The 21434-nt window shown below is 70.9% G+C and carries 21 protein-coding genes; 12 read left to right on the plus strand and 9 right to left on the minus strand.

Annotated features, from left to right (window positions below; translation table 11 throughout):
• Positions 1–47 precede the first annotated feature (47 nt).
• The 6 genes from BGM09_RS05250 to BGM09_RS05275 form a co-directional block, all read right to left on the minus strand.
• On the minus strand, positions 48–1313 hold the full coding sequence (locus BGM09_RS05250; protein WP_188280212.1) for a chloride channel protein: 1266 nt from the start codon (positions 1311–1313) through the stop codon (positions 48–50).
• Between the two features lie 222 nt (positions 1314–1535).
• Positions 1536–4493 carry a BTAD domain-containing putative transcriptional regulator gene (locus BGM09_RS05255; protein WP_188280213.1) on the minus strand — a complete coding sequence of 986 codons (2958 nt, stop codon included), beginning with the start codon at positions 4491–4493 and terminating at the stop codon, positions 1536–1538.
• Between the two features lie 93 nt (positions 4494–4586).
• A complete protein-coding gene (locus tag BGM09_RS05260; RefSeq protein WP_188280214.1) occupies positions 4587–4949 on the minus strand; it encodes a hypothetical protein in 363 nt (120 codons plus the stop codon).
• 120 nt (positions 4950–5069) lie between these two features.
• On the minus strand, positions 5070–5648 hold the full coding sequence (locus BGM09_RS05265) for a hypothetical protein (protein ID WP_188280215.1): 579 nt from the start codon (positions 5646–5648) through the stop codon (positions 5070–5072).
• Positions 5649–5861: 213 nt separating this feature from the next.
• Entirely contained in the window at positions 5862–6494 is a 633-nt protein-coding gene (locus BGM09_RS05270) for a response regulator (RefSeq protein ID WP_188280250.1), read from the minus strand.
• A 26-nt stretch (positions 6495–6520) separates the two neighbouring features.
• Positions 6521–7552, minus strand: a complete 1032-nt coding sequence (locus tag BGM09_RS05275) for a histidine kinase (protein WP_188280216.1) — start codon at positions 7550–7552, stop codon at positions 6521–6523.
• Positions 7553–7737: 185 nt separating this feature from the next.
• Between BGM09_RS05275 and BGM09_RS05280 the strand changes: the two genes are divergently transcribed.
• The 6 genes from BGM09_RS05280 to BGM09_RS05305 all read left to right on the plus strand — a co-directional run bounded on the left by BGM09_RS05280 (position 7738) and on the right by BGM09_RS05305 (position 12364).
• Entirely contained in the window at positions 7738–8010 is a 273-nt protein-coding gene (locus BGM09_RS05280; protein ID WP_188280217.1) for a hypothetical protein, read from the plus strand.
• Between the two features lie 45 nt (positions 8011–8055).
• The gene (locus BGM09_RS05285) at positions 8056–8514 is read left to right on the plus strand and encodes a CBS domain-containing protein (RefSeq protein ID WP_188280218.1); all 459 of its coding nucleotides are present in this window, start codon (positions 8056–8058) and stop codon (positions 8512–8514) included.
• Positions 8515–8626: 112 nt separating this feature from the next.
• Positions 8627–9913 (plus strand): ArsB/NhaD family transporter, encoded by a 1287-nt coding sequence (locus tag BGM09_RS05290; protein ID WP_188280219.1) that lies wholly within the window; start codon positions 8627–8629, stop codon positions 9911–9913.
• Positions 9914–10202: 289 nt separating this feature from the next.
• Positions 10203–10364, plus strand: a complete 162-nt coding sequence (locus tag BGM09_RS05295; RefSeq protein ID WP_188280220.1) for a hypothetical protein — start codon at positions 10203–10205, stop codon at positions 10362–10364.
• A gap of 254 nt (positions 10365–10618) precedes the next feature.
• Complete coding sequence (locus BGM09_RS05300) at positions 10619–11863, plus strand: NAD(P)/FAD-dependent oxidoreductase (protein WP_223186336.1); 1245 nt, start codon at positions 10619–10621, stop codon at positions 11861–11863.
• Between the two features lie 147 nt (positions 11864–12010).
• Positions 12011–12364 (plus strand): PRC-barrel domain-containing protein, encoded by a 354-nt coding sequence (locus BGM09_RS05305; RefSeq protein WP_188280222.1) that lies wholly within the window; start codon positions 12011–12013, stop codon positions 12362–12364.
• A 16-nt stretch (positions 12365–12380) separates the two neighbouring features.
• Here the strand turns inward: BGM09_RS05305 and BGM09_RS05310 are convergent, their stop codons facing one another.
• The 3 genes from BGM09_RS05310 to BGM09_RS05320 all read right to left on the minus strand — a co-directional run bounded on the left by BGM09_RS05310 (position 12381) and on the right by BGM09_RS05320 (position 14884).
• Positions 12381–13694 (minus strand): PP2C family protein-serine/threonine phosphatase, encoded by a 1314-nt coding sequence (locus BGM09_RS05310; RefSeq protein WP_188280223.1) that lies wholly within the window; start codon positions 13692–13694, stop codon positions 12381–12383.
• Between the two features lie 45 nt (positions 13695–13739).
• On the minus strand, positions 13740–14402 hold the full coding sequence (locus BGM09_RS05315; protein ID WP_188280224.1) for a lamin tail domain-containing protein: 663 nt from the start codon (positions 14400–14402) through the stop codon (positions 13740–13742).
• A gap of 125 nt (positions 14403–14527) precedes the next feature.
• Positions 14528–14884 carry a DUF805 domain-containing protein gene (locus tag BGM09_RS05320; RefSeq protein ID WP_188280225.1) on the minus strand — a complete coding sequence of 119 codons (357 nt, stop codon included), beginning with the start codon at positions 14882–14884 and terminating at the stop codon, positions 14528–14530.
• A gap of 306 nt (positions 14885–15190) precedes the next feature.
• Between BGM09_RS05320 and BGM09_RS05325 the strand changes: the two genes are divergently transcribed.
• From BGM09_RS05325 to BGM09_RS05350, 6 genes are all read left to right on the plus strand, one after another.
• Complete coding sequence (locus BGM09_RS05325) at positions 15191–15685, plus strand: hypothetical protein (protein WP_188280226.1); 495 nt, start codon at positions 15191–15193, stop codon at positions 15683–15685.
• A gap of 558 nt (positions 15686–16243) precedes the next feature.
• Entirely contained in the window at positions 16244–17317 is a 1074-nt protein-coding gene (locus BGM09_RS05330) for a substrate-binding domain-containing protein (protein WP_223186337.1), read from the plus strand.
• On the plus strand, positions 17314–18342 hold the full coding sequence (locus BGM09_RS05335; RefSeq protein WP_188280228.1) for an ROK family protein: 1029 nt from the start codon (positions 17314–17316) through the stop codon (positions 18340–18342). The genes BGM09_RS05330 and BGM09_RS05335 overlap by 4 nt, the downstream gene beginning before the upstream one ends.
• Positions 18339–19163 (plus strand): ATP-binding cassette domain-containing protein, encoded by an 825-nt coding sequence (locus BGM09_RS05340; RefSeq protein ID WP_188280229.1) that lies wholly within the window; start codon positions 18339–18341, stop codon positions 19161–19163. Before BGM09_RS05335 ends, BGM09_RS05340 begins: the two co-directional genes overlap by 4 nt.
• Positions 19160–20401, plus strand: a complete 1242-nt coding sequence (locus tag BGM09_RS05345) for an ABC transporter permease subunit (protein WP_188280230.1) — start codon at positions 19160–19162, stop codon at positions 20399–20401. Before BGM09_RS05340 ends, BGM09_RS05345 begins: the two co-directional genes overlap by 4 nt.
• Positions 20398–21423, plus strand: a complete 1026-nt coding sequence (locus BGM09_RS05350; protein ID WP_188280231.1) for an SIS domain-containing protein — start codon at positions 20398–20400, stop codon at positions 21421–21423. The genes BGM09_RS05345 and BGM09_RS05350 overlap by 4 nt, the downstream gene beginning before the upstream one ends.
• Positions 21424–21434 lie beyond the last annotated feature (11 nt).

Here is a 21434-nt window from a genome sequence, read left to right on the forward strand (position 1 = left end):
GCAGGAGCCCGGCCGGGGCCGCTCCGGTAGCCGCTCCTGTCGAGGGTTCACGCGGATGGTTCAGGAAGAACGGGACCCTGCGGCAACAGTTCGGCGGCCATGAAGGAGACCACGGAGGCGAGGACGATGACCGGCGCGGAGCCGGAGTGGCCGAGCATGATCGCGACCAGCACGACGCTGCTGACCGGCAGCCGCAGCGCTGACGTGGCCGCCGCCGCCATCCCGGCCGCCATCGCGGGCACCAGGCCAAGACCCGGCAGCGGGGCGAGCAGCGCGCCCGCGGCTCCGCCCAGGAAGAGAGCGGGGAAGACCGGGCCGCCGCGCAGGCTGCCCAGGCACAGGAGGTAGGCGGCCCCCTTGAACGCGAGCACCGCCACCAGCGCCCCCACCGACCAGGCATGCGGGTCCTTGGCCAACTGCGACAACGTCGCCTGGCCCGACAGCGCCGCCTCGGACGGCGAGCGGCCGGTGCTGACCGCGAAGAGCGCGACGCACCCGCCGGCCGCCAGCGCGCAGAGCGTCGTGTGCGGCAGCAGCCGGCCGGACACGAAGACCGCCACGTACCGTCCGCCCACCACGAGCGCGTGGACGGCCGCTCCGATGACCAGCCCCATCAGCAGCGACCAGACGACGTCACCGGTGTCCAGCGGGGGAGGGGCGGGCAGGCCGACGGCCAGGCTCCCGGTCGCGAAACCGGTCCACTGGCCGAACCCGCTGAAGATCACCGATCCGATGCCGCTGGCCAGCAGGGCCGGCAGCATCACGGCGAAGAGCCGCGGCCCGCCCACGCCCGCCACTTCCATCAGCAGGACGCCCGCCACCAGGGGGTTGCCGAAGATCGCGGAGATCGCCGCCGCGGAACCCGCGGCACCGAGCAAGGCGGTGCTCTGCGGTGAGGCAGGCGCGCGCGCCAGGTCCCGGAAGACCAGGGCCAGCCCGCCGCCGAGCGCGATCAGCGGGGCCTCGGGTCCCAGGACCGCGCCCAGCGGCAGGCTGAACAGCGCCGCGATGATCACACCGGGAAGCGCTGCCGTCGTTGTCCCGCCCGCGTGCAACCCGACCGCCGGTACGTGCCCGCCGCGGCCGGGCAACCGGCCCGCCACCAGCGGGACGACCAGTCCCGCCAGCGCGAACGCCGGAAAGGGCCACCACCAGGGTGCGTGCGGCCACCCCAGGTCCTTGGGCCAGTCCGTCCAGACCAACTGCTCCAACTCGTGCAGCGCCGCGAGAAACCAGAAGGCCAGCGCGGACACCGGAATGCCGATCAGGGCGCAGAAGAGCAGCGCTCGTCGGTAGGCGGGGTCGCGCAGCATCGTCCGCAACCGCTCGGCCTCGGGCGGCTGGGTTCCGGGGGAGGCCCCTGCGGCGGCGGCCTTCGACTCGGCGATAGGTCATCTCCATCGGTCGGCGCGCAGGCAGAACCGCACCCGGGCCAGCGCGAGACTACCCACCCCGGCCCCGCCGGCCCCGTCGGCCACGCCCCGTGACCTGGAATTCCCCCTGAGCGGCCGTATGGACGGACCGCGGAGGCGGGGTCACGGTGACGACGGGGGCGCCGGGGCCTTCGTCTGGTGCGTGTCACCGATGGTCTGCCACAGCCGCAGTGCGCGCTCGTGGTGTCGGCGGGCCAGATCGTGGGCCCCGGCGGTGGCGTCGAGGTCGCCGAGCAGGTGCCAGCACGCGGCTTCGTCGTGGCGGTCGCCGTGTCGTTGGAAGATGCGGGCCGCGCGTTCCAGCGCCGGGCGGGCCCGGTCCCGGTCCTGCTGGCCGGCGTGCACGCGGCCGACTTCCAGCAGCGTGTACGCGGCGCACCGCTCGTCGGCCAGTTCCTCGAAGGCGGCCAGCGCCTGCCCCAGGCAGCGCAGCGCCTCGTCCGGATCGCCGCGCCGGTCGTGCAGCCGGCTGAACCGCCGCAGCACGACCGCCACCCGGTGCCCGTCGTCGAGCGCCCTGGCCTGGCGCAGTGCCTCGCCGAACCAGGATTCCGCCTCGTCGAGTGCGTCCTGCATGAGCCGCATCACGCCCATCGAACAGCACAGTTGCGCTTCGAGGTGCCGGTCGCCCGCACCGACCGCGATGGCCAGCGCCCGCTCGATACGGGCGGCGGCTTCGTCGTAACGGCCCCGCACCCGGCTGACCGTGCTGAGCATGGCCACCGCCAACGCCTCGCCGCGCTTGTCCTCGCCGTTCCGGCACAGGGCGGCGGAGGACTCCAGGGCGCGGGTCGCCCCGTCGAACTCGTCCCGGTAGATGTCGAGTTGGCCGAGGCCGCGCAGCAGCACCGACGCACCGCGCGTATTGCCCGCGGCCTCGGCCGTCTCCAACGCGAGCCGGTGCCCGTGCTCCCAGTCCTGGTACAGGCACCGGTGGTCGTAGTAGGTCGCGGGGCCGGCCGCCAACTCCCAGGCCAATTCGTCCAGTCCCCAGTCCGCGGCCAGCCGCACCGCGCCGAGCAGGGTGTCGCGTTCCGCGTCGAACCAGGCGACCGGGTCGGCCAACAGCCGGTCCACGACCGCGTCGGGAAGCGAACGGCGCGACGCGGAACCGGGCTCGGCGACCAGCAGTCCGGCGGGCAGCCGATCGGTGCCGCGCCCGGCCAGGTCGAGCCAGGTGGACAGCACGCGGACCATCGCGTCCCGTTGGTCCGCCGCCGGCAACTGTGCGGCGATCTCCACGGCACAGGTCCTGATCAGGTCGTGCAGCCGGTAGCGCGGCTGGCCGATGGCGTCGGTGGTGGTGAGACGGACCAGGCTGGCGTCGACGAGGGTGTCCAGCACTTCGTCGGCGTCGAAGCGGTCCAGCAGCGGGCCGACCACCCAGCCGGGCAGGGTGGACGCGCCGAGCAGCCCCAGCAGGCTCAGCGCGCGTACCGCGTCGGCCGGCAGCAGCCGCACGCTCAGTTGGACATTGGCTCGCACACTGACGTCCCCGATCCTCAGCTCGGCCAGCCGACGGGACTCGTCCTCGATCCGTTCCCGCAGCACCCGCAGCGACCAGGCCGGGCGGCCGGTGAGCTTGGCACCGGCGATCCGGATCGCCAGGGGCAGATTGTCGCAGCAGGCGAGGATCGCGTCGGCCTCCGCCGGTTCCCGCTCGACCCGCCGCCGCCCGACGATGCCGGTGAACAACTCCCGCGCCTCCACCAGGCTCAGCACGTCCACGTCGATGTGCCGGGCGCCGGGAAGCTGCGTCAGCAGCATGCGACTGGTGATCAACACCGCACAGCCGTCGGCGCCCGGCAGCAAGGGCAGCACCTGACTGGCGGGACCGGCGTCGTCCAGTACCACCAGCATCCGGCGGTCCGCCAGTAACGACCGGTAGAGCGCGGCCCGTTCGGGCAGGCCGTTCGGGATCGCGCTGCCGCCCACCCCGAACGCACGCAGCGCCTCGGCCAGCATTAGCGCCGGGTCCCGCGGCGCGTCCGACGTTCCGGCCAGATCGAGGTAGAGCTGGCCGTCGGGGAAGGAGGCGCTGGCCAGCCGCGCGGCGTGCGTCACCAGACAGGACTTGCCGACACCGGGACCGCCCACGACGACGGCTACCGGGGCCCGGCCGGGCGCCGACACGTCCAACTGCCGTGCGACCTCCGCCAGCGCGTCGGCTCGGCCCACGAAGTCGGGTACGCCGAGCGGCAGTTGGCGCACCGGCAGCGCCATGACCGGTTCGGCGGCAGGGGCGCCGGACCCGCCCGGTCCGGTGTCCGCGGGACCGCTCGCCGGACCGTTCGCCAGACCGCTCGCCGGGGCGGGGGCCGCCAGAGACGGATCGGCGGCCAGAATGCGCCGGTGCAGCGCCTGGAGCGGCGGAGTGGGATCGACGCCGAGTTCGTCCGCGAGCGTCCGGCGCAGCCGCTCGTACACCTGTAACGCCTCGCCCTGCCGCTGGCACCGGTACAGGGCGACCATCACGTGTTCGGCGACCTGCTCGTCATAGGGGAACTCGCGCAGCAGGGCGGTCAGTTCCTCGACGGCCTCACGATGGCGCCCCAGATCGACCTCGATACTCAGACACAGCTTGTGCGTGGCCGCGCGCTTCTCGTTCAGCCGTGCCGCGTCCAGCTCCAGGACCCGGCTCGCCAGGCCGACCAGGGCGTCTCCGCGCCAGCAGGCCAGCGCGCGCCGCAGCGCGACGGCGGTCTCCACGGGTGAGGTGTGCCGCTCGGCGAGCCGCCGCTGGTGGTCGAACTCCAGCAGGTCCAACTGCTCCCGTTCCAGGTCGATCTGGTAGCCGCCGCGCCGCGTGCTGATCAGGGAACGCGGCGCCCCGCTCGCGGCGAGGTTGCGGCGCAGCCCGGACACGGCGTCCTGGATCTGGCGGACCGCGGTGGCGGGGACCTTCCTGTCCCACATCACGGCAACGAGCTGTTCCACGGCGACGAGGTTGTTCGCGTCGACCAGAAGCGCGGCAAGCATCTTCGCCTGCCGCGCTCCGTCGAGTCGGACTTCGCACCCCGCGACGTGGGCGCGTAACGGCCCCAGCACGCCGAATCTCATGCCCCCGGCACTCCACGATCAGTGCCGGACCCCCGTCTGACCCGGCATCAGGACCGATCCTAGCGCCGCCCCGTGGCCCGCGGAGGTGCGGGTTCAGCCATACGCCGCGAGGAAGCACGCGGACGTCAGAACGTCATAGTTCATTTCTTCGGTGTTCTTCACCGTGGCGGCCAACGCGGGCACACAGGCGGCAAAGGCGTTCTCCGCGTTGACGAAGGCGGCGACAGCGGTCGCGTTGCAGATGAGGATCCGCGCGGTGGTGGCCGCGTAACCCCACTGCGTGAGGGTGCTCATGCAGGAGGTCGGGTTGGCGTCGGGCTTCACCTGCGCCGCGGGTGCGCCGGCCGGGGCCGGAGCGGCGGAGGCGCCGGGCGCCATCGCCATACCACCGCCCGCGAGAGCGACCACGCAAAGCGCGGCGGCGCCGAGTCGGCGGCCGGAGAGCGTTTTTCTCATCTGTTACCCCGTTTCGTTGGGAAAGGTGCTGATGGCGCGGACGGTGTCCGTCAACGGGCGGACGACGTCCAACCGGCGGACGACGTCCTTGGACAGACGGCTTCCTTCGACAGGCCGGACTCAGGTGGCCACGTCGAAGACGAGCCACGCCTGGTACCCCGAGTCCTGGGACGTTCCGTTGCACGGGTAGCCGCGCAGGCCGTACTGGAGGGAGAGATCGGCGCACATGTTGGCGTGGTCTTCCTGGTACCGCCCGTTCTGGAGCACGACCTGGGTGATGCCGTGAGCCTGGCGGGTGACGAGCCGCCACTCCTGCCACCCCCCGGTGTAACTGGTGTCGTAGCAGGGGAAACCGCGCAATCCGTACTCCTGGGAGTAGTCGAGGCAGTTGCTGCTGGCCACGTTCTCGAGGTTCGCCCAGCCGTTGGCGTTGATGACGACCTGCCACCGGTACGACGTGTCGTAGAGATCGCACGGAACGTTGCGGACCCAGTCGACCGGATGCCCGTTGTAGGTGGTCGACTCGCGAGTGTCCTGCATGCAGGTGTTGCCCGCGTCCGGCGACAACGACTCGAGCCGGTAGATGTGGCCGGTCTGCCACGACCAGGCGGGCGCGGCGTCGGCGGATCCCGTGTTGGCCAGGATCAGTCCCGCGGCCATCGCCACCGCCGCGGCGATACGCGGCAGGGGCTTTCTCATGTGGGCTCCTATCAGTTGGGTGACGGGATTCCCCGCCCGCCGGTGCGGCGGGCTCACAAGCTACGCAAACGGGTCTTTCGGATGTCCTAGATTCGTCCTAGCGCGAGGTGGCAGGGGCCATCGCCAAGCGCCGCTGACCTCTCACCGTGCGCCGAGCCGCACCGTGCCCCTGCCCGTGCCCCTGCGCCGGCCCCGGGGCTCAGGGCTCAGGGCTCAGGGCTCGACGAGGCCGGCCCGGATCGCGTACCGGGTGAGGTCGATCCGGTCGCGCATGCCGAGCTTCTGGAGGATGTTCGCCCGGTGCCGGTCGACGGTCTTCACGCTGATCACCAGTGTCTCGGCGATCTCCTTCGCCGAATTCCCCTCGGCGATCAGCTTGGTGACCTCCTCCTCCCGCGGCGTCAGGATGCTCTCCGGCAGCTTCTCGCCCTGCCTGGCCCGATGCAGGTAGTCCCGGATCAGCGCGGTGATCGCGCCGGGATAGAGAAACGGCTCGCCGCGCATCGCCGATCTGACCGCCTCCAGCAGGTCCCGGTCGGCGACCGACTTGAGCACGTAGCCGGAGGCGCCGGCCCGGAGCGCCTCGAAGAAGTACTGCTCGTTGTCGTGCATCGAGAGCATCAGGATGCGTACGCCGGGAGCTCGCCGGGAGATCTCCCGGGCCGCTTGCAGGCCGGTCATCCGCGGCATGGCGATGTCCAGAATCGCCAGGTCGATCTCGGACCCGCGGATCATCTCCACCGCTTCCGCCCCGTCGGCGGCCTCGGCGACCACCGTCATGTCGGGTTCGGCGTCGAGAATCAGTCGCAGGCCCCGCCGGACCAGTGCGTGGTCGTCCGCCAGCATGATCCGGGTCTTGGTCGTGGACACGCTTACCCCCGCTTCCTCTGCGCCGCCGACGGAATCGGACCGTCGGCGGGAACGGTCAGCCGGACCTCGGTGCCGGTGCCGGGCACGGCGGTGATGGACAGCCGTGCGTCGATCAGCAGCGCCCGTTCCCGCATTCCCCGGATGCCGGCGCCCTCCCGGCTCACCTCGCCGAGGCCGTCGTCGGCGACCCGCAGTACGACCGTGTCCGCCTCTGGCCGCAGCGACAGCTCGACCCGGCCGGCCCCGGCGTGCCGGGCCACGTTGGTCAGGCTCTCCTGGGCGATCCGGTAGATCACCAGTTCTTTCTCCACGCTCAGCGCGGGCAGGTCCGGCTTCGCCCGCCGTACCACCGGCACCCCGCTGATCTGCGAGAACTCCGTCGCCAGCGCGTTCATCGCGCTGAGCAGCCCGAGATCCTCCAGCACGTCCGGCCGGAGCCGGCGGGCCACCCGTCCCACCTCGTCGAGGCTGGAGCGCACCGTCTCCTGCACGGCGTGCAGGTCGTCGCGCAGGTCGTCCGGGGCCCGGTCCACGGCCCGTTTGAGGCCGAGCAGCACGACCGTGAGGCTCTGCCCGATCTCGTCGTGCAGTTCCCTGGCGATCCGCTGCCGCTCCGCCTCCTGGGCCGCGAGCGCGTCCGCGCTGCTGGCGCTGCGTTCCGCCTCCAGCCGGTCCAGCATCGCGTTGAAGGTCGCGATCAGGTCCGCCAGGTCACCGTTGCCGGAGTCCGCCAGCCGGTCTCCGCCGCGCAGCAGGTCCACCCGGCGCATCAGCGCGGTCAGCGCTTCGAGCGGGGCCAGGCTGGCCCGCAACAGCAGGGCGTTCACCGTCAGGATGAGCGCGAGACCGACGATCAGCACTGGGATCTCGGCCAGCCGTACCCGTGAGGAGACGGTGGCCGGTGAGAGCGCGAGCACGAGCGTACCGATCGTGAAGACCAGGCCGTTCAGCACGACCAGCCGGCGGAACAACGCCTGGGCCGGTGCCCGGCGGTCGGGCTCGGGGATGGCTGCCCGGTCAGCGGTATTGGTCACCGTGCCAGCCTCGCTCGGGAGCGGCCCGTTTGTCCATCGGGTCGTTCACCCATCCACAACCCCGTTCACCTGCATGTTCCGCGCGGGCAGAGATGGGTGTCGGACCCCATGGCCGGGTCGGCCGAATTCCCGAAACGTAGAGGGGGACCAGCCTCCCTTGCTCGAATGACCCGAAGGAGCCCTCAGTGGAGATCACCCGGACCAGTGTTTTCGGCGTCGGCGTCGTCAACCACTTCTCGACCCGGGAAGGGCAGCGCTTCGGCGTACTGGTGCATCAGTCCGGCCGGCGATCGCTGCTCTGTTACGGGGCGGGCGATCCGGACGTACCGGTCAACCAGATCGAACTGGACCTCGACGAGGCCGACCAGGTCGCCGAGGTGCTGCACAGCGTCTCGGTCGCCGACCGGCTGGCGAGCCTGGAACGGCGTCTCGCCGAGCTCCAGGGCGGCTTCGCGTGATCAGGACGTATCCGAAGGTTGGTCCAGGCCAGGGGAGTTGGTGGAATGCAGGCACAGCAGATCGCCGTGACCGTACCGACGGTGACCGTTCGGGACTCCGTGGCCCACGCGGTCCGGTTGATGGCCCTACGCAGGTTGCCCGGCATGATCGTGGTGGACGACAGGGGCCGACCTCGTACGGTGCTGCCGGGCACGCAGGTGCTGCGGATGGCGGTGCCCGACAGCTACCGGGCGGACCGGGCGTTGGCGCGGGCCATCGACGAGGCGCACGCGGATCACTACTGGGACGAACTCGGCGATCTGACCGTGGGCGACTGCCTGCACCAGGGGCTGGCCCGGGTGGTCACGGTCGGCCTGGACGGGACGCTGCTGGAGGTGGCCGCCCTGATGGCCGGGCAGCGCAGCCCGCTGGTGGCGGTGGTCGACCACGCCGGCGTACTGGTCGGGGCGATCACCCTGGAGCGGGTGCTCGCCGAATTCGCGGTGGCCCACCCGGACATCTGATCGCGCCCGGATGTCTGATCCCGCCGGGACGTCTGATCCCGCCGGGACGTCTGATCCCGCCGGGATCTCTGATCCCGTTGTGCGGCGGCGCACGCCGGTCGGGGGGTGACCGGTGAGCGCCGTCGTCGCGCTGGCCATCTTCTCGGTGGCGTTCTTCTTCATCGCCACAGAGAAGGTCGACAAGGTCAAAGTCGTACTGGTCGCGGCTGCCGTGATGCTGGTGTTCGGCCTCGCGCCCGGGGCCGAGGTGTGGTTCTCCCAGCACGCCGGGGTCGACTGGGAGGTCATCCTCCTGCTGCTCGGGATGATGATCATCGTCGGGGTGCTGAAGCAGACCGGCCTCTTCGACTACCTCGCCATCTGGTCCGCGAAGCGGTCGGGCGGGCGGCCGTACCGGCTGATGGTCATGCTGATGCTGATCACCGCTGTCGCGTCGCCGTTCCTGGACAACGTCACCACGATCATGCTGGTCGCCCCGGTGACCGTGGTGGTCTGCAACCGGCTGCACATCCCCGCGCAGCCGTACCTGATCGCGGAGATCCTGGCCTCCAACATCGGCGGCGCCGCGACCCTGATCGGCGATCCGCCGAACATCATCATCGGCAGCCGCGCCGGGTTGACCTTCACGGACTTCCTGGTGCACATGGCCCCGATCGTCGTGGTGATCTTCGTGGTCTTCGTGCTCTTCACCCGGGTGCTGTTCCGCAAGTCGTTCCAGTACAACCCGGAGCACGTCAACGCGGTCCTGGCGTTGCAGGAGCGGCGGGCGATCACCGACGTACGGCTGCTGGTGCGCTGCCTGGCCGTACTCGCGGTGGTGGTGCTCGCCTTCTCGCTGCACTCCGTGCTGCACCTCGACCCGTCGGTGGTGGCGCTGGTCGGCGCCGGGTTGATGCTGCTGGTCTCGCGGATGGACGTCACCGAGGTGCTCAACGAGGTCGAGTGGCCCACCCTGGTCTTCTTCATGGGCCTGTTCGTGATGGTCGCCGGTCTGGGGCACACCGGGGTGATCAGCACGTTCGGCGACTGGGTCGTCGGCCAGGTGGACGGCAACTTCTTCGGCGCCGCGACCGCCCTGCTGTTCGGTTCGGCGATCCTGGGGGCCTTCTTCGACAACATCCCGTACGTCGCCTCCATGGCCCCGGTGGTCGAGGGGCTGGTGGCCGAGGCGCCCGACGAGCGCACCGGCCAGGCGCTCTGGTGGGCCTTCGCCCTCGGCGCGGACTTCGGCGGCAACGGCACGGCGGTGGCGGCCAGCGCCAACGTGGTGGCGATCGGCATCGCCGCCCGCAGCGGTCACCGCATCTCGTTCTGGCAGTTCACCCGTTACGGCATCATCGTCACGACCATGAGCTGCCTGATCGCCTGGCTCTACGTCTGGCTCCGCTACTTCGTCTGAGCGGGCCGGACCTCCCGCGAGCAGGCCGAATTCCCTCTGAGCGGGCCCACCGACCGGGCAGGACATCCCGTCCTGCCCGGTCGGCTCGCTGCCGTGCGGCCGACCGACCGCCGCCGCGTGTACCGCGGCCCTGGCCGCCCTGCTGGTACCGGGCGCCGCCACCGCGTCCGCGAGCACCACGGACTCGCCCAGCGGCTGCCAGTACTACACCGACTTCGACTTCATCTACGGCCAGCTCTCGATCTACAACAGCAAGGTCTGCAACGGCGTCAGCCAGCCCGCCTACGCGGTGATCGAGAAGGTCAGCGGTACGGGCACGATCACCGCGGTGGCGTACGGCGTCGGCATCGTCCGCTACACCTGCCAGGGCGCCGCCGTGAACACCTTCCGCTTCGACGGTGACCTCAGCCACCAGGTGACCCTGACTCCGGGGGCGCTTCCCTGCGGCTGACCACCGCCCACCCGTTCGCCGCCTCCCCCTCCGGCCGACGGTGAAGACGGGTCCTGTCACGGCGGTGGCAGGACCCGTCCACCGGCAAGCGCCCGCGCGGACGTGCTCCAACATGCTCCAACGAACTCCAATGAGCTCCGACGAGATCAAGGGTCGTGGCAGACGTGCGGGGCCCTCGATGGCCTGCCATGATCCGCAGGGAGAGGCAGCGCGTCGCGGAATCCGCGTCGGTCGTCGGGCGGCTGGAGGCTCAATTGACACGTGGAGCGAGTGAAGGCGCCGTGGACGTGGTGGTCGTCGGCGCGGGTGTGGCGGGGCTGGCCTGCGCGCAGGACCTGGTGGCCGCGGGGCTGCGCGTGAGAGTGCTGGAAGCGTCGGACGCGGTGGGCGGCAGGATGCGTACCGACGTACGCGACGGGTTCCGCTTCGACCGCGGCTTCCAGGTGGTCAACACCTCCTACCCGCAGTTGCGCCGTCGCCTGCGACTGAGCGAGCTGCGCCTGCGGCCGTTCACGCCCGGCCTTGTGGTGCACACCCCCCAGGGGAAGCTCAGCCTGGGCGACCCGACACGTCACCCGCGGATGGCTGCCGACCTGCGGCCCGGCCGGTTGGCCACGCTGCGCGATCTGGCCGGACTCGCCGTGATGAGCGGCCGCGACCTGCTGGCGCCGCCCCGAGTCCTCAAACACCGGACGGACCGGACGACCCGCACCGCGCTCGCGCAGGCGGGCATCGGCGACGAGCTGGTCGAAACCCTGTTCCGCCCGTTCCTGTCGGGAGTCTTCCTGGAGGACGAGCTGGAGACCTCCAGCCGGTTCTTCCACCTGGTGTGGCGCTCCATGCTCCGCGGCACGCTGTGCCTGCCCGCTGGGGGAGTCGCCGCGGTGCCCGAGCTGATGACGGCCGCGCTGCCGGACGGCACCGTCGCCTTCGACGTTCCCGTGGAACGGCTCACCGACGACGGGGTGCTGACGGCCCGCGGTGACGAACTGGCCGCGCCCGCGGTGGTCGTCGCCGCCGGCCCGGCCGCCGCGGCCTCACTCGTGCCCGGCCTGCGCGTACCGGCTACGCGGTCGGTCACCACGTACTACCACGCCGCTCCTGAACGACCGCGAGCCGAACCGACGCTCATCGTGGACACCGCGCGGCGCGTGCTCAACACCGTCGTGCTCAGCGAGGTCAGTCCCACCTACGCGCCGCCCGGCCGGGCCCTGGTCTCCACCTCCGTGCTCGGTGCCGACGAGACCGCGGGCGGCGAAGCGCAGGTGCGCCGGGTACTGGCCGAGCTCTACGAGGCCGACACCACGGCGTGGGAGCCGGTGGCCGCCTACCGCGTCGCCGAAGCGCTGCCCGCCATGCCGCCGCCGTGGCCGCTCAGCCGTACCACGCGGGTCTCGCCCGGCCGTTACGTCTGCGGCGATCACCGTGCCACCGGCTCGGTCCAGGGGGCGATGGCCTCCGGCGCCCGTGCGGCTCGCGAGCTGCTCGCCGATCGCTGAGGCCGGTCGGGGGGCGAGTCCGCGCCCGAGGTGTGGGCGTGGGGCGGGCGGGCACGCGACCGTCTGAGCACGCGTCACCGGCGAGCAGATGCCGCGACGGCATTCTCGTCACTCGGGGCGCGACGTTTCCGACGGAGGAGCCGTGACATGAGGGACAACATCTGGGGCTATCAGCACACCACCGGCCACACGGCGGGGAGCGACCTGATCGGTTACCAGGTCGAGGCGACGGACGGTCACGTCGGCAAGGTCGACAAGCACTCCGACGACTTCGACTCGGCGTATCTGGTCGTCGATACCGGCGTGTGGATCTTCGGCAAGCACGTACTGCTCCCCGCGGGCACCGTACGGTCGATCGACGCGGCGGACCAGAAGATCTTCGTCGATCTCACGAAGGACCAGATCAAGAGCTCCCCCGAGTTCGTCGTGGACGAGCAGATCAGTGATACCCACTACCGCGAGGTGGTGGCTCGCTACTACGAGAACCACTACAACATCTGACACGCCGTCCCAGTGGTCAGACGCGGGCGGGGACGCGGAGCAGGAGGAGGGCGGTGTCGTCCACGGCGTAGTCGCCGGTGTACGCGAGGACCAGGTCGCGCAGGTGGGCCAGGGTGGCGTGGGCGTCCATGGCGGTGGTGGCGGACAGGGCCGTGGCCAAGCGGTCTTCGCCGAACAGCGGGCCGCGTCGGCGCGTTCGGGCTTCGGTGATGCCGTCGCTGTAGAGGAGGAGCGCGTCGCCCGGACGCAGGGTGAACGCGGTCTCGCTCAGGCGGACCTGGCCGGGGGAGAGGGACGTGGTGAGCATGGTGCCGGGGGCGAGCAGCACCTCGACGGTGCCGTCGGCGCGACGGATCAGGGCCGGGGGATGACCGGCGCTGGCGTACCGGCCGCTCAGATGTCCGTCGGCCGTCACCTTGAAGGTGACCAGGGCCGCGGTGAGGAACCGGTTGCTGATCTTCTGGTCGAACAGGGCCTGATGGAGGCGGCGCAGCACCGCGGTCGGCCGCGAGTGCTGGGTTGCCTCGGTGCGTACGGTGTAGCGGGCCAGCGCCGTGACCTTCGCGGCCTCGACGCCCTTGCCGCATACGTCACCCAGGACCGCGCACCAGTTCGCGCCGCGGGTGCGGAACAGGTCGTAGAAGTCACCGAGGACCTCGGCGCGGGTGGCGTCGGCGGGCAGATGCAGGGCGGCGACGTCCAGTCCCGGGACCTCGGGCAGGCTCGGCGGCAGCAGCGACTCCTGCAAGGTCCGTGCCAGTTCCGCCGACGCGAGACCGGAGGCCAGCGCCCGGCGAAGGGCTTGGCGCAGCGCGATCTCTGAGGAGACCGAGCGCGCCAGGATGCGCAGGGACTCGCGCTGCTCCTCGGTGAAGGGCCGGGCCCTGCCGTCCACCACGCAGAAGCCGCCCAGGACGTGCCCGCCAGGGGAGACCACGGGATATCCGGCCCACGCCCCGATCCCGAGGACATCGACCGCGACCAGGTCCTTGATCCGGGCGTCGGTGGCCGCGTCCTCGGCTATCAGCGGCTGACCTGTGCCGATCAGCAGATGGCAGGGGCTGTCGCGGATGTCGTTCTCACGTCCGGCGGCCGGGTCGACGCCGACCGCGCTCTTCCAGAACGAGCGCCGCCCGTCGGCGACGGTGAAGAACGCCATGTCCGCGCCGGTGATCGCCATCGCCAGCCGCGCGAGATCGTCGAAGGTGCCTTCGGGCTCGGTGTCGAGCAGCCCGCTGTCCACGACCGCCGCCAGACGGGCCGGGTCGAACACCGCCGTGGGCAGCTCCGGCGGTGCGGTTCTCCGGGCGGGACGCGGCCGTACGGGCATCAGGACCTCGTCTCTCCTGCCGGGCGTGACGGCGTCCCCCGCGCGTCAAACGATCTGGCGCCCACAGTACGGTCCCGCTCGGACATACGACAGAGCCGGTGGACCGGCTCGTTCCTGCCGCTCAGGGTGTACGGGACTTGGCGGGGAGCCCCGCGGGGCCTCTTTCGGCCCTGAGCCGCGAAGGCGGATTCCGTCACGTGAACCCCGGCGCTCCGTCGGTGGCGGGACGGAGCGCCACGGGTCCCGGTCAGCAGGTCTTGAAGGCGCGACGCGGGCGTTGTTGTAGGAGCAGACGTCGACCTTGGCTCCCGACGCCTTCTTCAGCGTCGCGGTGTCCTTGTCGTTGTTCCAGATGTACCAGGACTTGCCCTGGTAGCGGTTGGCGGCGGTGTTGGTGCCCTTGCCGGTGTGGACGGTGACCGTCTTGTGCGCGCCGAGGGCGTAGGCGCCGAAGGTGTAGCGGTGGTTTGAGGCGTCGGTGAGGGTCCAGCCCGTCAGACTCACGCCCTTCGACGTGGAGTTGGCTATCTGGACGTACTCCGCGTTCAGGGACGCGTTGGAACCGCGGTCGGCACCGGGGCTGTTGTAGTAGATCTTGGCCAGGTGCACCGATCCGGCGGCGGCTTCGGCATGGACCGGCACCAGGACGACCGCGGTGGCGGCGGCCACGGCGACGGTGGCGGCAGCGGTGAGACGAGAACGGGTCATGAGTATCCCTTGAACGAGGCCGGGCACCCCCCTTGCGGGCCCGGCAGACCCGTACTTCACCGACCTGCTGGCCGGCGCCGACGCCGCACGCAGGACGAGTTGCCCCCGACGACGGGTTCGGTTCCCTACAGGTGCGCGGGGACCAGTTTGGGGCTGAGCCCGAACTGGTTACGGCCCTGGGTGGTGTCGGCGCACAGGTGGACGAGGAGGACGATCCCGCCGACGAGGGGGACCAGCAGCCAGAGCAGGAACCAGGCGGAGTGGTCCGTGTCGTGCAGCCGCCGCACCGTCACGGCGATCGTGGGCACCGTCGTGATGAGGGCGTAGACCGAGGACGGCACCGTGGAACCCGTCCTGTGCCCGACCACGACCAGGGCGATGGTGATCGCGACGTCGATGAGCGTGTAGACCCAGAACTCCTGACGGCGCGCCCGTCCCCCGAAGACCACGTATTTCTTGAGCACGTCGAAGTACCAGTGCACAGGTGTTTCCCCCCAGGGATGCCCGATGACCCCGGGGGCCGAGCGGCATACCGGGATGGGGACCGTACGGCTAGTGAACTGTACGGGTCAAGATCTTTCCGCGGGGGCCGCACCGGCACCGCGCGCCGATGCCGGGCGCAGGCTCCGTAACGACGCGTTCGACCGATCGTCGGGGGTAGACGACTGTCGTCGTGGCGACGGCAGTTGGGGGCGCGGATGAGCAGCGAGTACCGCCAAGGCGGGGATGTGGACTGGGACGGTGAACGCCGTTGGTACGACCGCCTGTGGGTGCGTGCCGTGACGGCAGTGGCATTCCTCGCAGCGATGTACGCCGCGCTGTGGTTCTGGCTGGGCTTCAACTTCGCCGGTTTCGCGGGCGGCTCGGGCGCCGCCGTGGTGGGCTTGTGGCAGAAACGGACGTTCCGGCGACAGCTCGCCCAGGAGACCGGAATCCGGCCCCGGCAGATCCCGGTGATCGCCCGCCGCCTGCGCAAGGGACACGTTCCTGCGGACCCGGCCGCACGACACGCCATGACCGTCCTTCTGCGACGCCAACGCAAGGCAGCGCGCAGCGGCCTTCGGTGGCTGCCCTGGCTCGACGGGTTCTATCTCGTCCTCGGCACCATCTACCTGACCGCGGGTGTCACCGGCTTCGGCGTCTTCTGCCTGATGATCGCAGTCCTCCTCGCCGCCGCGTGGGCCGCCCATCGCCGCACCACCAGACGCCTTGACCGAGCCGAAGCCCAACTCATCCCTCCGTCGACCCCTCCCGCCACAACCGGCCCCGCGTACGGCTCCTGACTCCTCGGCCGGTTCGCAGCACGCCGTCCCGGCTCGTCACCGGCCATGACCGCTCGCCGACCTCGCAGTGGTAAGCCGTAGCCGGGTCCGCGACCGATATCTCCCCTTGCGCGTCATTCCGCGAGGCTACGGAGTCAAACGACGCGGTACGCGGCCAACGTTTCGCGAGAAGGCACTAGTTCAGTCAGGGCGGTGTGTGCCGGTGGTGCTGCGGGATCGGTGGGGTGGGAATGGATACGACCGGTGGTTCGTACCAGAGGGAGGGCGGGGGAGGGGGGAGGTTCGCGGGGGAGGTGGGGTGGAGGGGGGTGGGCGGCGCGGGGTGTGCGGGTGGGGTGGGGGGAAATGCGCTGGTCACCGTAGAGTAATACCAGTGGTTTGCTTAGGTTATCGAGCTGTAATACCAGAGGGTTGACCACTGGTTGGTGCCAGATCTAGCGTGAGGCAACTCACCCCGCTACACATGGCTCAGAGGTGGACGAAACTCTCATGAACGTTACTTCTCATTCACACCGCCGACGCATGGCCGTTGCGGGGGTGGCTGTAGTCGGAGCCCTCATGCTGGCCTCGTGCTCGTCGGACACATCCGACGCAACCTCCGGCTCGACCGGCGGCTCCGGCTCCGGCAAGGCCAAGGACAAGCCGATCGTGGCGCTGCTGCTCCCGGAGAACGCGACCGCCCGGTACGAGGCGCGGGACAAGCCGACCTTCGAGAAGCAGCTCGCGGAGAGCTGCCCCCAGTGTCAGCTCCGCTACTACAACGCGGCCGGGGACGCGAGCAAGCAGCTCAGCCAGGCCGAGTCGGCGCTGACCGAAGGGGCCGGCGTGCTGGTGATCGACCCCGTCGACTCCAAGGCCGCCGGGGCCGTGGTCGCCAGCGCCCGCAGGCAGGGCGCGAAGGTCATGAGCTACGACCGCGTCATCTACAACGCGGCCGTGGACTACGGGGTGAAGTTCGACAACGTCCAGCAGGGCGCCGTCGGCATGCGGTCACTGCTCGACAAGCTGAAGAAGGACGGCAAGACCTCAGGCAACGTCGTCATGATGAACGGCGACCCCGTCGACTCGGGCGCCAAGCCGGAGAAGGACGGCGCGCACAGCGTCATCGACACGTCCGGCTTCACCGTCGCCGCCGAGTACGACACCAAGGGCTGGTCGGCGGCCAACGCGCAGAACCAGATGCAGCAGGCCATCACCAAGCTCGGCGCGTCCAAGATCGCCGGCGTCTACGCGGGCAACGACGGCATGGCCACCGGTGTCGTCGCCGCGCTGAAGAGCGCGGGCGTCAAGCCGATGCCGCCCGTCACGGGCCTCGACACGCAGCTCGACGCCATCCAGAACATGGTCGCGGGAGACCTGTACGAGAGCACGTACCTGCCGGTCGAGACCGAGGCGCGGATCGGCGCCAAGGCCGCCGCCGCCCTCGCCACCGGGCAGAAGCCCTCCGGCGAACTGCTCAACGGCACCATCGACGACGGCGCGGGCAAGGTGCCCGCCTACCTGCTCGAATCCATCGCCGTGACGATGGAGAACATGAAGGAAATCCTGCTCGACAGCGGCTATCTGACCGTCGATCAGATCTGCACGGCCAACTACAAGAAGGCGTGCGTCGAGGCGGGACTCATCAAGTGACCCCCTTCTCCACCGGCTTCTCCACCGGCGATGCCGCCCGGGTCGTCGCGGTCGACCTGGGCGGCACCACCGCCCGCGCGGCGCTCGTCGACCGGAGCGGAACCGTGACCGCCAGGCTCAAGGAGCCCGTCCGGCACGACGCCGCGCACGAGCAGGTCGCCGATCTCATGACGCGGATCGCGGCCGGTACGGACGCCGTCTCGGCGGTCGTCGGACTGCCGGGGCGGGTGGACCACGTCGAGGGCCGACTCCACGTGGCGCGCAATCTGCCGTCCACCGACCTCGGCCGTCTGTCGGCCGCGCACCTGTCCGAGGTCACCGGACTGGCCGTCGAGCTGGCCGGTGACGCCGAACTGGCCGCGATCGGCGAGGCGTACTTCGGCGCCGGATCCACCGCCGGGACGACGGCCTATCTGACCCTCTCGACCGGGATCGGCGCGGCGGTGGTGAGCGACGGCCGCGTGCTGTCGGGACGCGTGTCGGGGTTCCAGATCGGATTCCTGCACCTGCTCGGCGCCGGGCGCCCCATGATCGAGGACCTCGGCTCGGGACAGCGCGTACGCGAGGCCGGGCGTGAACTGGGCAGGGACGTCGACTACCGCGCCTTGACCGACCTCGCGTCAGGCGACGGCGCCCCCGGCGACACCGGCACCGCACCGACCGCGCCCCACCCCCACCCCCACCCCCACCCCCACCCCCACCCCCGCGCCCTGGCCGCCGCCGCGCTCACCGACATCGCCGACGCGGCGGCCTCCGCCGCGCTCCTCCTGTGCCACGTCGTCTCACCCGACGTACTGGTCGTCGGCGGCGGCCTCGCCCGCGCGGCCGGCGCCCCGCTCCTCGACGAGCTCGACCGCCGTATCCGTGACACCGCCGGCTCGCACGTCTCCTGGGACGTCGACGTACGCGCCGCCGTGTGCGGCGACGACGCCGGTCTCGTCGGCGCCGGCGCGTGGCACCTCGCCCAACCGATCGCGGTCGCCACCGCGGCGGACCGACTCGGCATGAAAGGAGACCGCCGATGACAACGACCGTTGACCGGGCGGCCGACCGGGCGGGAGAACGTCCGCCGCCCGTGCTGGAACTCGAGCACATCAGCAAGAGCTTCGGCGCCGTTCAGGCGCTCAGCGACGTCAGCATGACCGTCGCCGCGGGAGAGGTCGTCGCGCTCGTCGGCGACAACGGCGCGGGCAAGTCCACCCTGATCAAGACGATCGCCGGTACGCACCCCCGCGACGGCGGCACCATGGCGGTGAACGGCGAGCCGGTGTCCCCGCGCAAGCCCACGGACTCGACCCGCCTCGGCATCGCGACGGTGTACCAGGACCTCGCGCTGTGCGACAACCTCGACATCGTCGCCAACCTCTTCCTCGGGCGCGAGAAGCACCACGGCGGCTTCCTGAGCGCCCTCGACATGGAAGAGGTCGCCGTCGGGCTGCTCAAGCGGCTCTCCGTCAAGATCAAGGACCTGCGCGCGCCCGTCTCGTCGCTCTCCGGCGGGCAGCGCCAGTCGGTGGCCATCGCGCGGTCCCTGCTCGGCGACCCGCGGCTGGTCATCCTGGACGAGCCCACCGCCGCGCTCGGCGTCGAGCAGACCGCCGAAGTGCTCGAACTCATCGAGCGGCTGCGGAGCGAAGGGCACGCCGTCCTCATGGTGAGCCACAACCTGGCCGACGTCTTCGACGTGGCGGACCGCATCGTCTGCCTGCGGCTCGGGCGCAGCGTCACCGAGTTCCCCGTCGAGGGGACCACAGAAGAACAGGTCGTCGCCGCCATCACCGGCGTCGCCGACAGCAGTGCCCAAAAGCGCCGGACGCTGCGCCGCGACCGGGCTCAGGAAGGATGACCGTGACCACTGACACCGCAACCGCCCGCGCCGGGCAGAGCGTGCCGCCGCCAGGACCGCCGGCGCGGGAGAGCTGGGTGCGCGAGCGCGTCCAGCGCCTGCGTACCGGCGACTTCGGCGCGCTGCCCGTCATCCTCGGCCTCGTCGTCATCTCGCTGGTCTTCCAGATCGCCAACCAGCGGTTCCTCTCGCCGCAGAACCTCTCCAACCTGAGCCTTCAGATCGCCTCGACCGGCGTCATCGCGCTCGGCATCGTCTTCGTCCTGATCATCGGCGAGATCGACCTGTCCGCCGGATCGGTGAGCGGCATCACCTCCGCCTCCATGGTGGTGCTGAGCATCAACCAGGGTTGGCCGCCGGTCCTCGCGATCGTCCTGGCCGTCGTGTTCGGCGCCGCGATCGGCCTGTTCCACGGCTTCATCTTCACCAAGCTCGGCGTTCCGTCGTTCGTGCTGACCCTGGGCGGCCTGCTCGCCTGGCAGGGCGGCCAACTCCTCGTCCTGGGCAACCAGGGCACGATCAACATCCCCTACGACGGCGCCATCGCCTCGCTCGCCAACACCACGCTCCCGGCGTGGATCGGATACGTGATCGCCTTCGTCTACGCGGCGGCGGCCTTCGGCGGGACGGTCCTCACCGCCGGACGGCGACGCGAACGCGGCCTGACCGTACGGCCGCTCACCGGGGGCCTGGTGCGCGCCGGAGTGATCACGGTCCTGATCGTCGCGGCGACGACCGTCTTCGCGCGGTGGCACGGCATACCCCTGTCGCTGATCATCTTCGTCGGACTCGTGGTCCTCGTCGACCTGCTGCTGCGCGGCACGACCTTCGGCCGCAAGCTGTTCGCCGTCGGCGGCAACGCCGAGGCGGCCCGGCGCGCGGGCATCCAGGTCGGCACCGTCAAGGTCATCGCCTTCACGATCGCCTCGTCGCTCGCCGCCTTCGGCGGTGTACTCGCGGCCTCACGCCTGTTCGCGGTCAACCAGGCCAGCGGCGGCAGCGACATCCTGCTCAACGCGATCGCCGCCGCGGTCATCGGCGGCACCAGCCTGTTCGGCGGACGCGGCACCGCGTACTCCGCGCTGCTCGGCATGCTCGTCATCGGAGCGGTGTCCAACGGCATGGATCTGCTGAACCAGACCTCCGCCGTCAAGTACGTGATCACCGGCGCCGTACTCGTGGCCGCCGTGGTGATCGATTCCCTGGCACGACGAGGAAGGGCGGCCAGCGGCCGATGAGTGTCAACGCGTTTCTGCGCCAGGGGTTCATCCCCTTCGACGAGGGCGTGCTGAGCCAGACCGGCCGGCTCACCGAGGTCGCACCGGTGCTGCGCGAGCGGGCGCTCGCCGCCGCGCGCGCGGTCGGCCGCCCCGACCAGGCCACGTTCATCGGCATCGGCGCGAGCCTCGCGGCGCTCGCCGCACCGGTCGCCCACCTGTCGGCGCGCGGCATCCCCAGCGTCCGGCTCAACGCGGCGCAGGCGGGGCCGTTCGACGAGACCACCACGCTCGTCGCGCTGTCCCAGTCGGGCCGCAGCCGCGAGACGGTCGACGTGATGCGCGCGGCCACGGGCCGCAAGCTCGCGGTCGTCAACGTCACCGATTCGCCGATGGCTTCCGCCGCCGACTCGGTGCTGACCCTCGGCGACCTGCCCGACAGCCTCGCCTCGACGATCGGGTTCACCGCCTCGGCGATGGCCGTGGCGATGCTCGCCGAGACCTGGACCGACGGCGAACCGTCGCCGACGTGGCTCAGCCTGGGGGAGCGGCTCGCCGGGTTCCTCGACGCGACCTCAGCGCAGGCCGAGGAGATCGCGGACCGGTTGTCGTCCGCGTCGGTCATCGACCTGGTGGCGCCCGCGCACCAGTACGGGGTCGCCGAGAGCGGCGCGCTGCTGCTGCGCGAGGTGACGCGGGTGCCCGCGGCGTCGTTCGAGACGCGGCAGTACCTGCACGGGCTGATGGAGTCCACCCACCCCTCGACGCTGCACATCGTTCTCGACGGTCCCGACGACGGGCAGATCCTCCGCGCGCTGGGCTCGCTCGGCCGTCAGATCGTCGAGCTGCGTACGGGCGCCCCCGTCGTCCACGGCGAGCGGACCCTGGTCGTGCCGGTCGGGGCGCACAACCCCCTGGAGATACCGGTGTTCGTGGCGGCGCTGCTGCAACAGGTGGCGCTGCGCTCGGCGCGGGCGCGGGGGATCGATCCCGACGAGTTCCTCTTCCTCGACACCGGAACCAAACTCGAGGACGGCGAATAGCCCGGCCGGGC

The organism is Streptomyces sp. CBMA29, from assembly GCF_014596445.1.
Lineage (GTDB): Bacteria > Actinomycetota > Actinomycetes > Streptomycetales > Streptomycetaceae > Actinacidiphila.

What these genes read in the sequence shown, in the direction of transcription:
- BGM09_RS05250 (WP_188280212.1), bottom strand. Translation starts at nt 1,313, where the DNA reads ATGCTGCGCGACCCCGCCTACCGACGAGCGCTGCTCTTCTGCGCCCTG.
- BGM09_RS05255 (WP_188280213.1), bottom strand. Translation starts at nt 4,493, where the DNA reads ATGAGATTCGGCGTGCTGGGGCCGTTACGCGCCCACGTCGCGGGGTGC.
- BGM09_RS05260 (WP_188280214.1), bottom strand. Translation starts at nt 4,949, where the DNA reads ATGAGAAAAACGCTCTCCGGCCGCCGACTCGGCGCCGCCGCGCTTTGC.
- BGM09_RS05265 (WP_188280215.1), bottom strand. Translation starts at nt 5,648, where the DNA reads ATGAGAAAGCCCCTGCCGCGTATCGCCGCGGCGGTGGCGATGGCCGCG.
- BGM09_RS05270 (WP_188280250.1), bottom strand. Translation starts at nt 6,494, where the DNA reads ATGCTGGCGGACGACCACGCACTGGTCCGGCGGGGCCTGCGACTGATT.
- BGM09_RS05285 (WP_188280218.1), top strand. Translation starts at nt 8,056, where the DNA reads ATGCAGGCACAGCAGATCGCCGTGACCGTACCGACGGTGACCGTTCGG.
- BGM09_RS05305 (WP_188280222.1), top strand. Translation starts at nt 12,011, where the DNA reads ATGAGGGACAACATCTGGGGCTATCAGCACACCACCGGCCACACGGCG.
- BGM09_RS05310 (WP_188280223.1), bottom strand. Translation starts at nt 13,694, where the DNA reads ATGCCCGTACGGCCGCGTCCCGCCCGGAGAACCGCACCGCCGGAGCTG.
- BGM09_RS05315 (WP_188280224.1), bottom strand. Translation starts at nt 14,402, where the DNA reads ATGACCCGTTCTCGTCTCACCGCTGCCGCCACCGTCGCCGTGGCCGCC.
- BGM09_RS05330 (WP_223186337.1), top strand. Translation starts at nt 16,244, where the DNA reads ATGCTGGCCTCGTGCTCGTCGGACACATCCGACGCAACCTCCGGCTCG.
- BGM09_RS05340 (WP_188280229.1), top strand. Translation starts at nt 18,339, where the DNA reads ATGACAACGACCGTTGACCGGGCGGCCGACCGGGCGGGAGAACGTCCG.
- BGM09_RS05345 (WP_188280230.1), top strand. Translation starts at nt 19,160, where the DNA reads ATGACCGTGACCACTGACACCGCAACCGCCCGCGCCGGGCAGAGCGTG.
- BGM09_RS05350 (WP_188280231.1), top strand. Translation starts at nt 20,398, where the DNA reads ATGAGTGTCAACGCGTTTCTGCGCCAGGGGTTCATCCCCTTCGACGAG.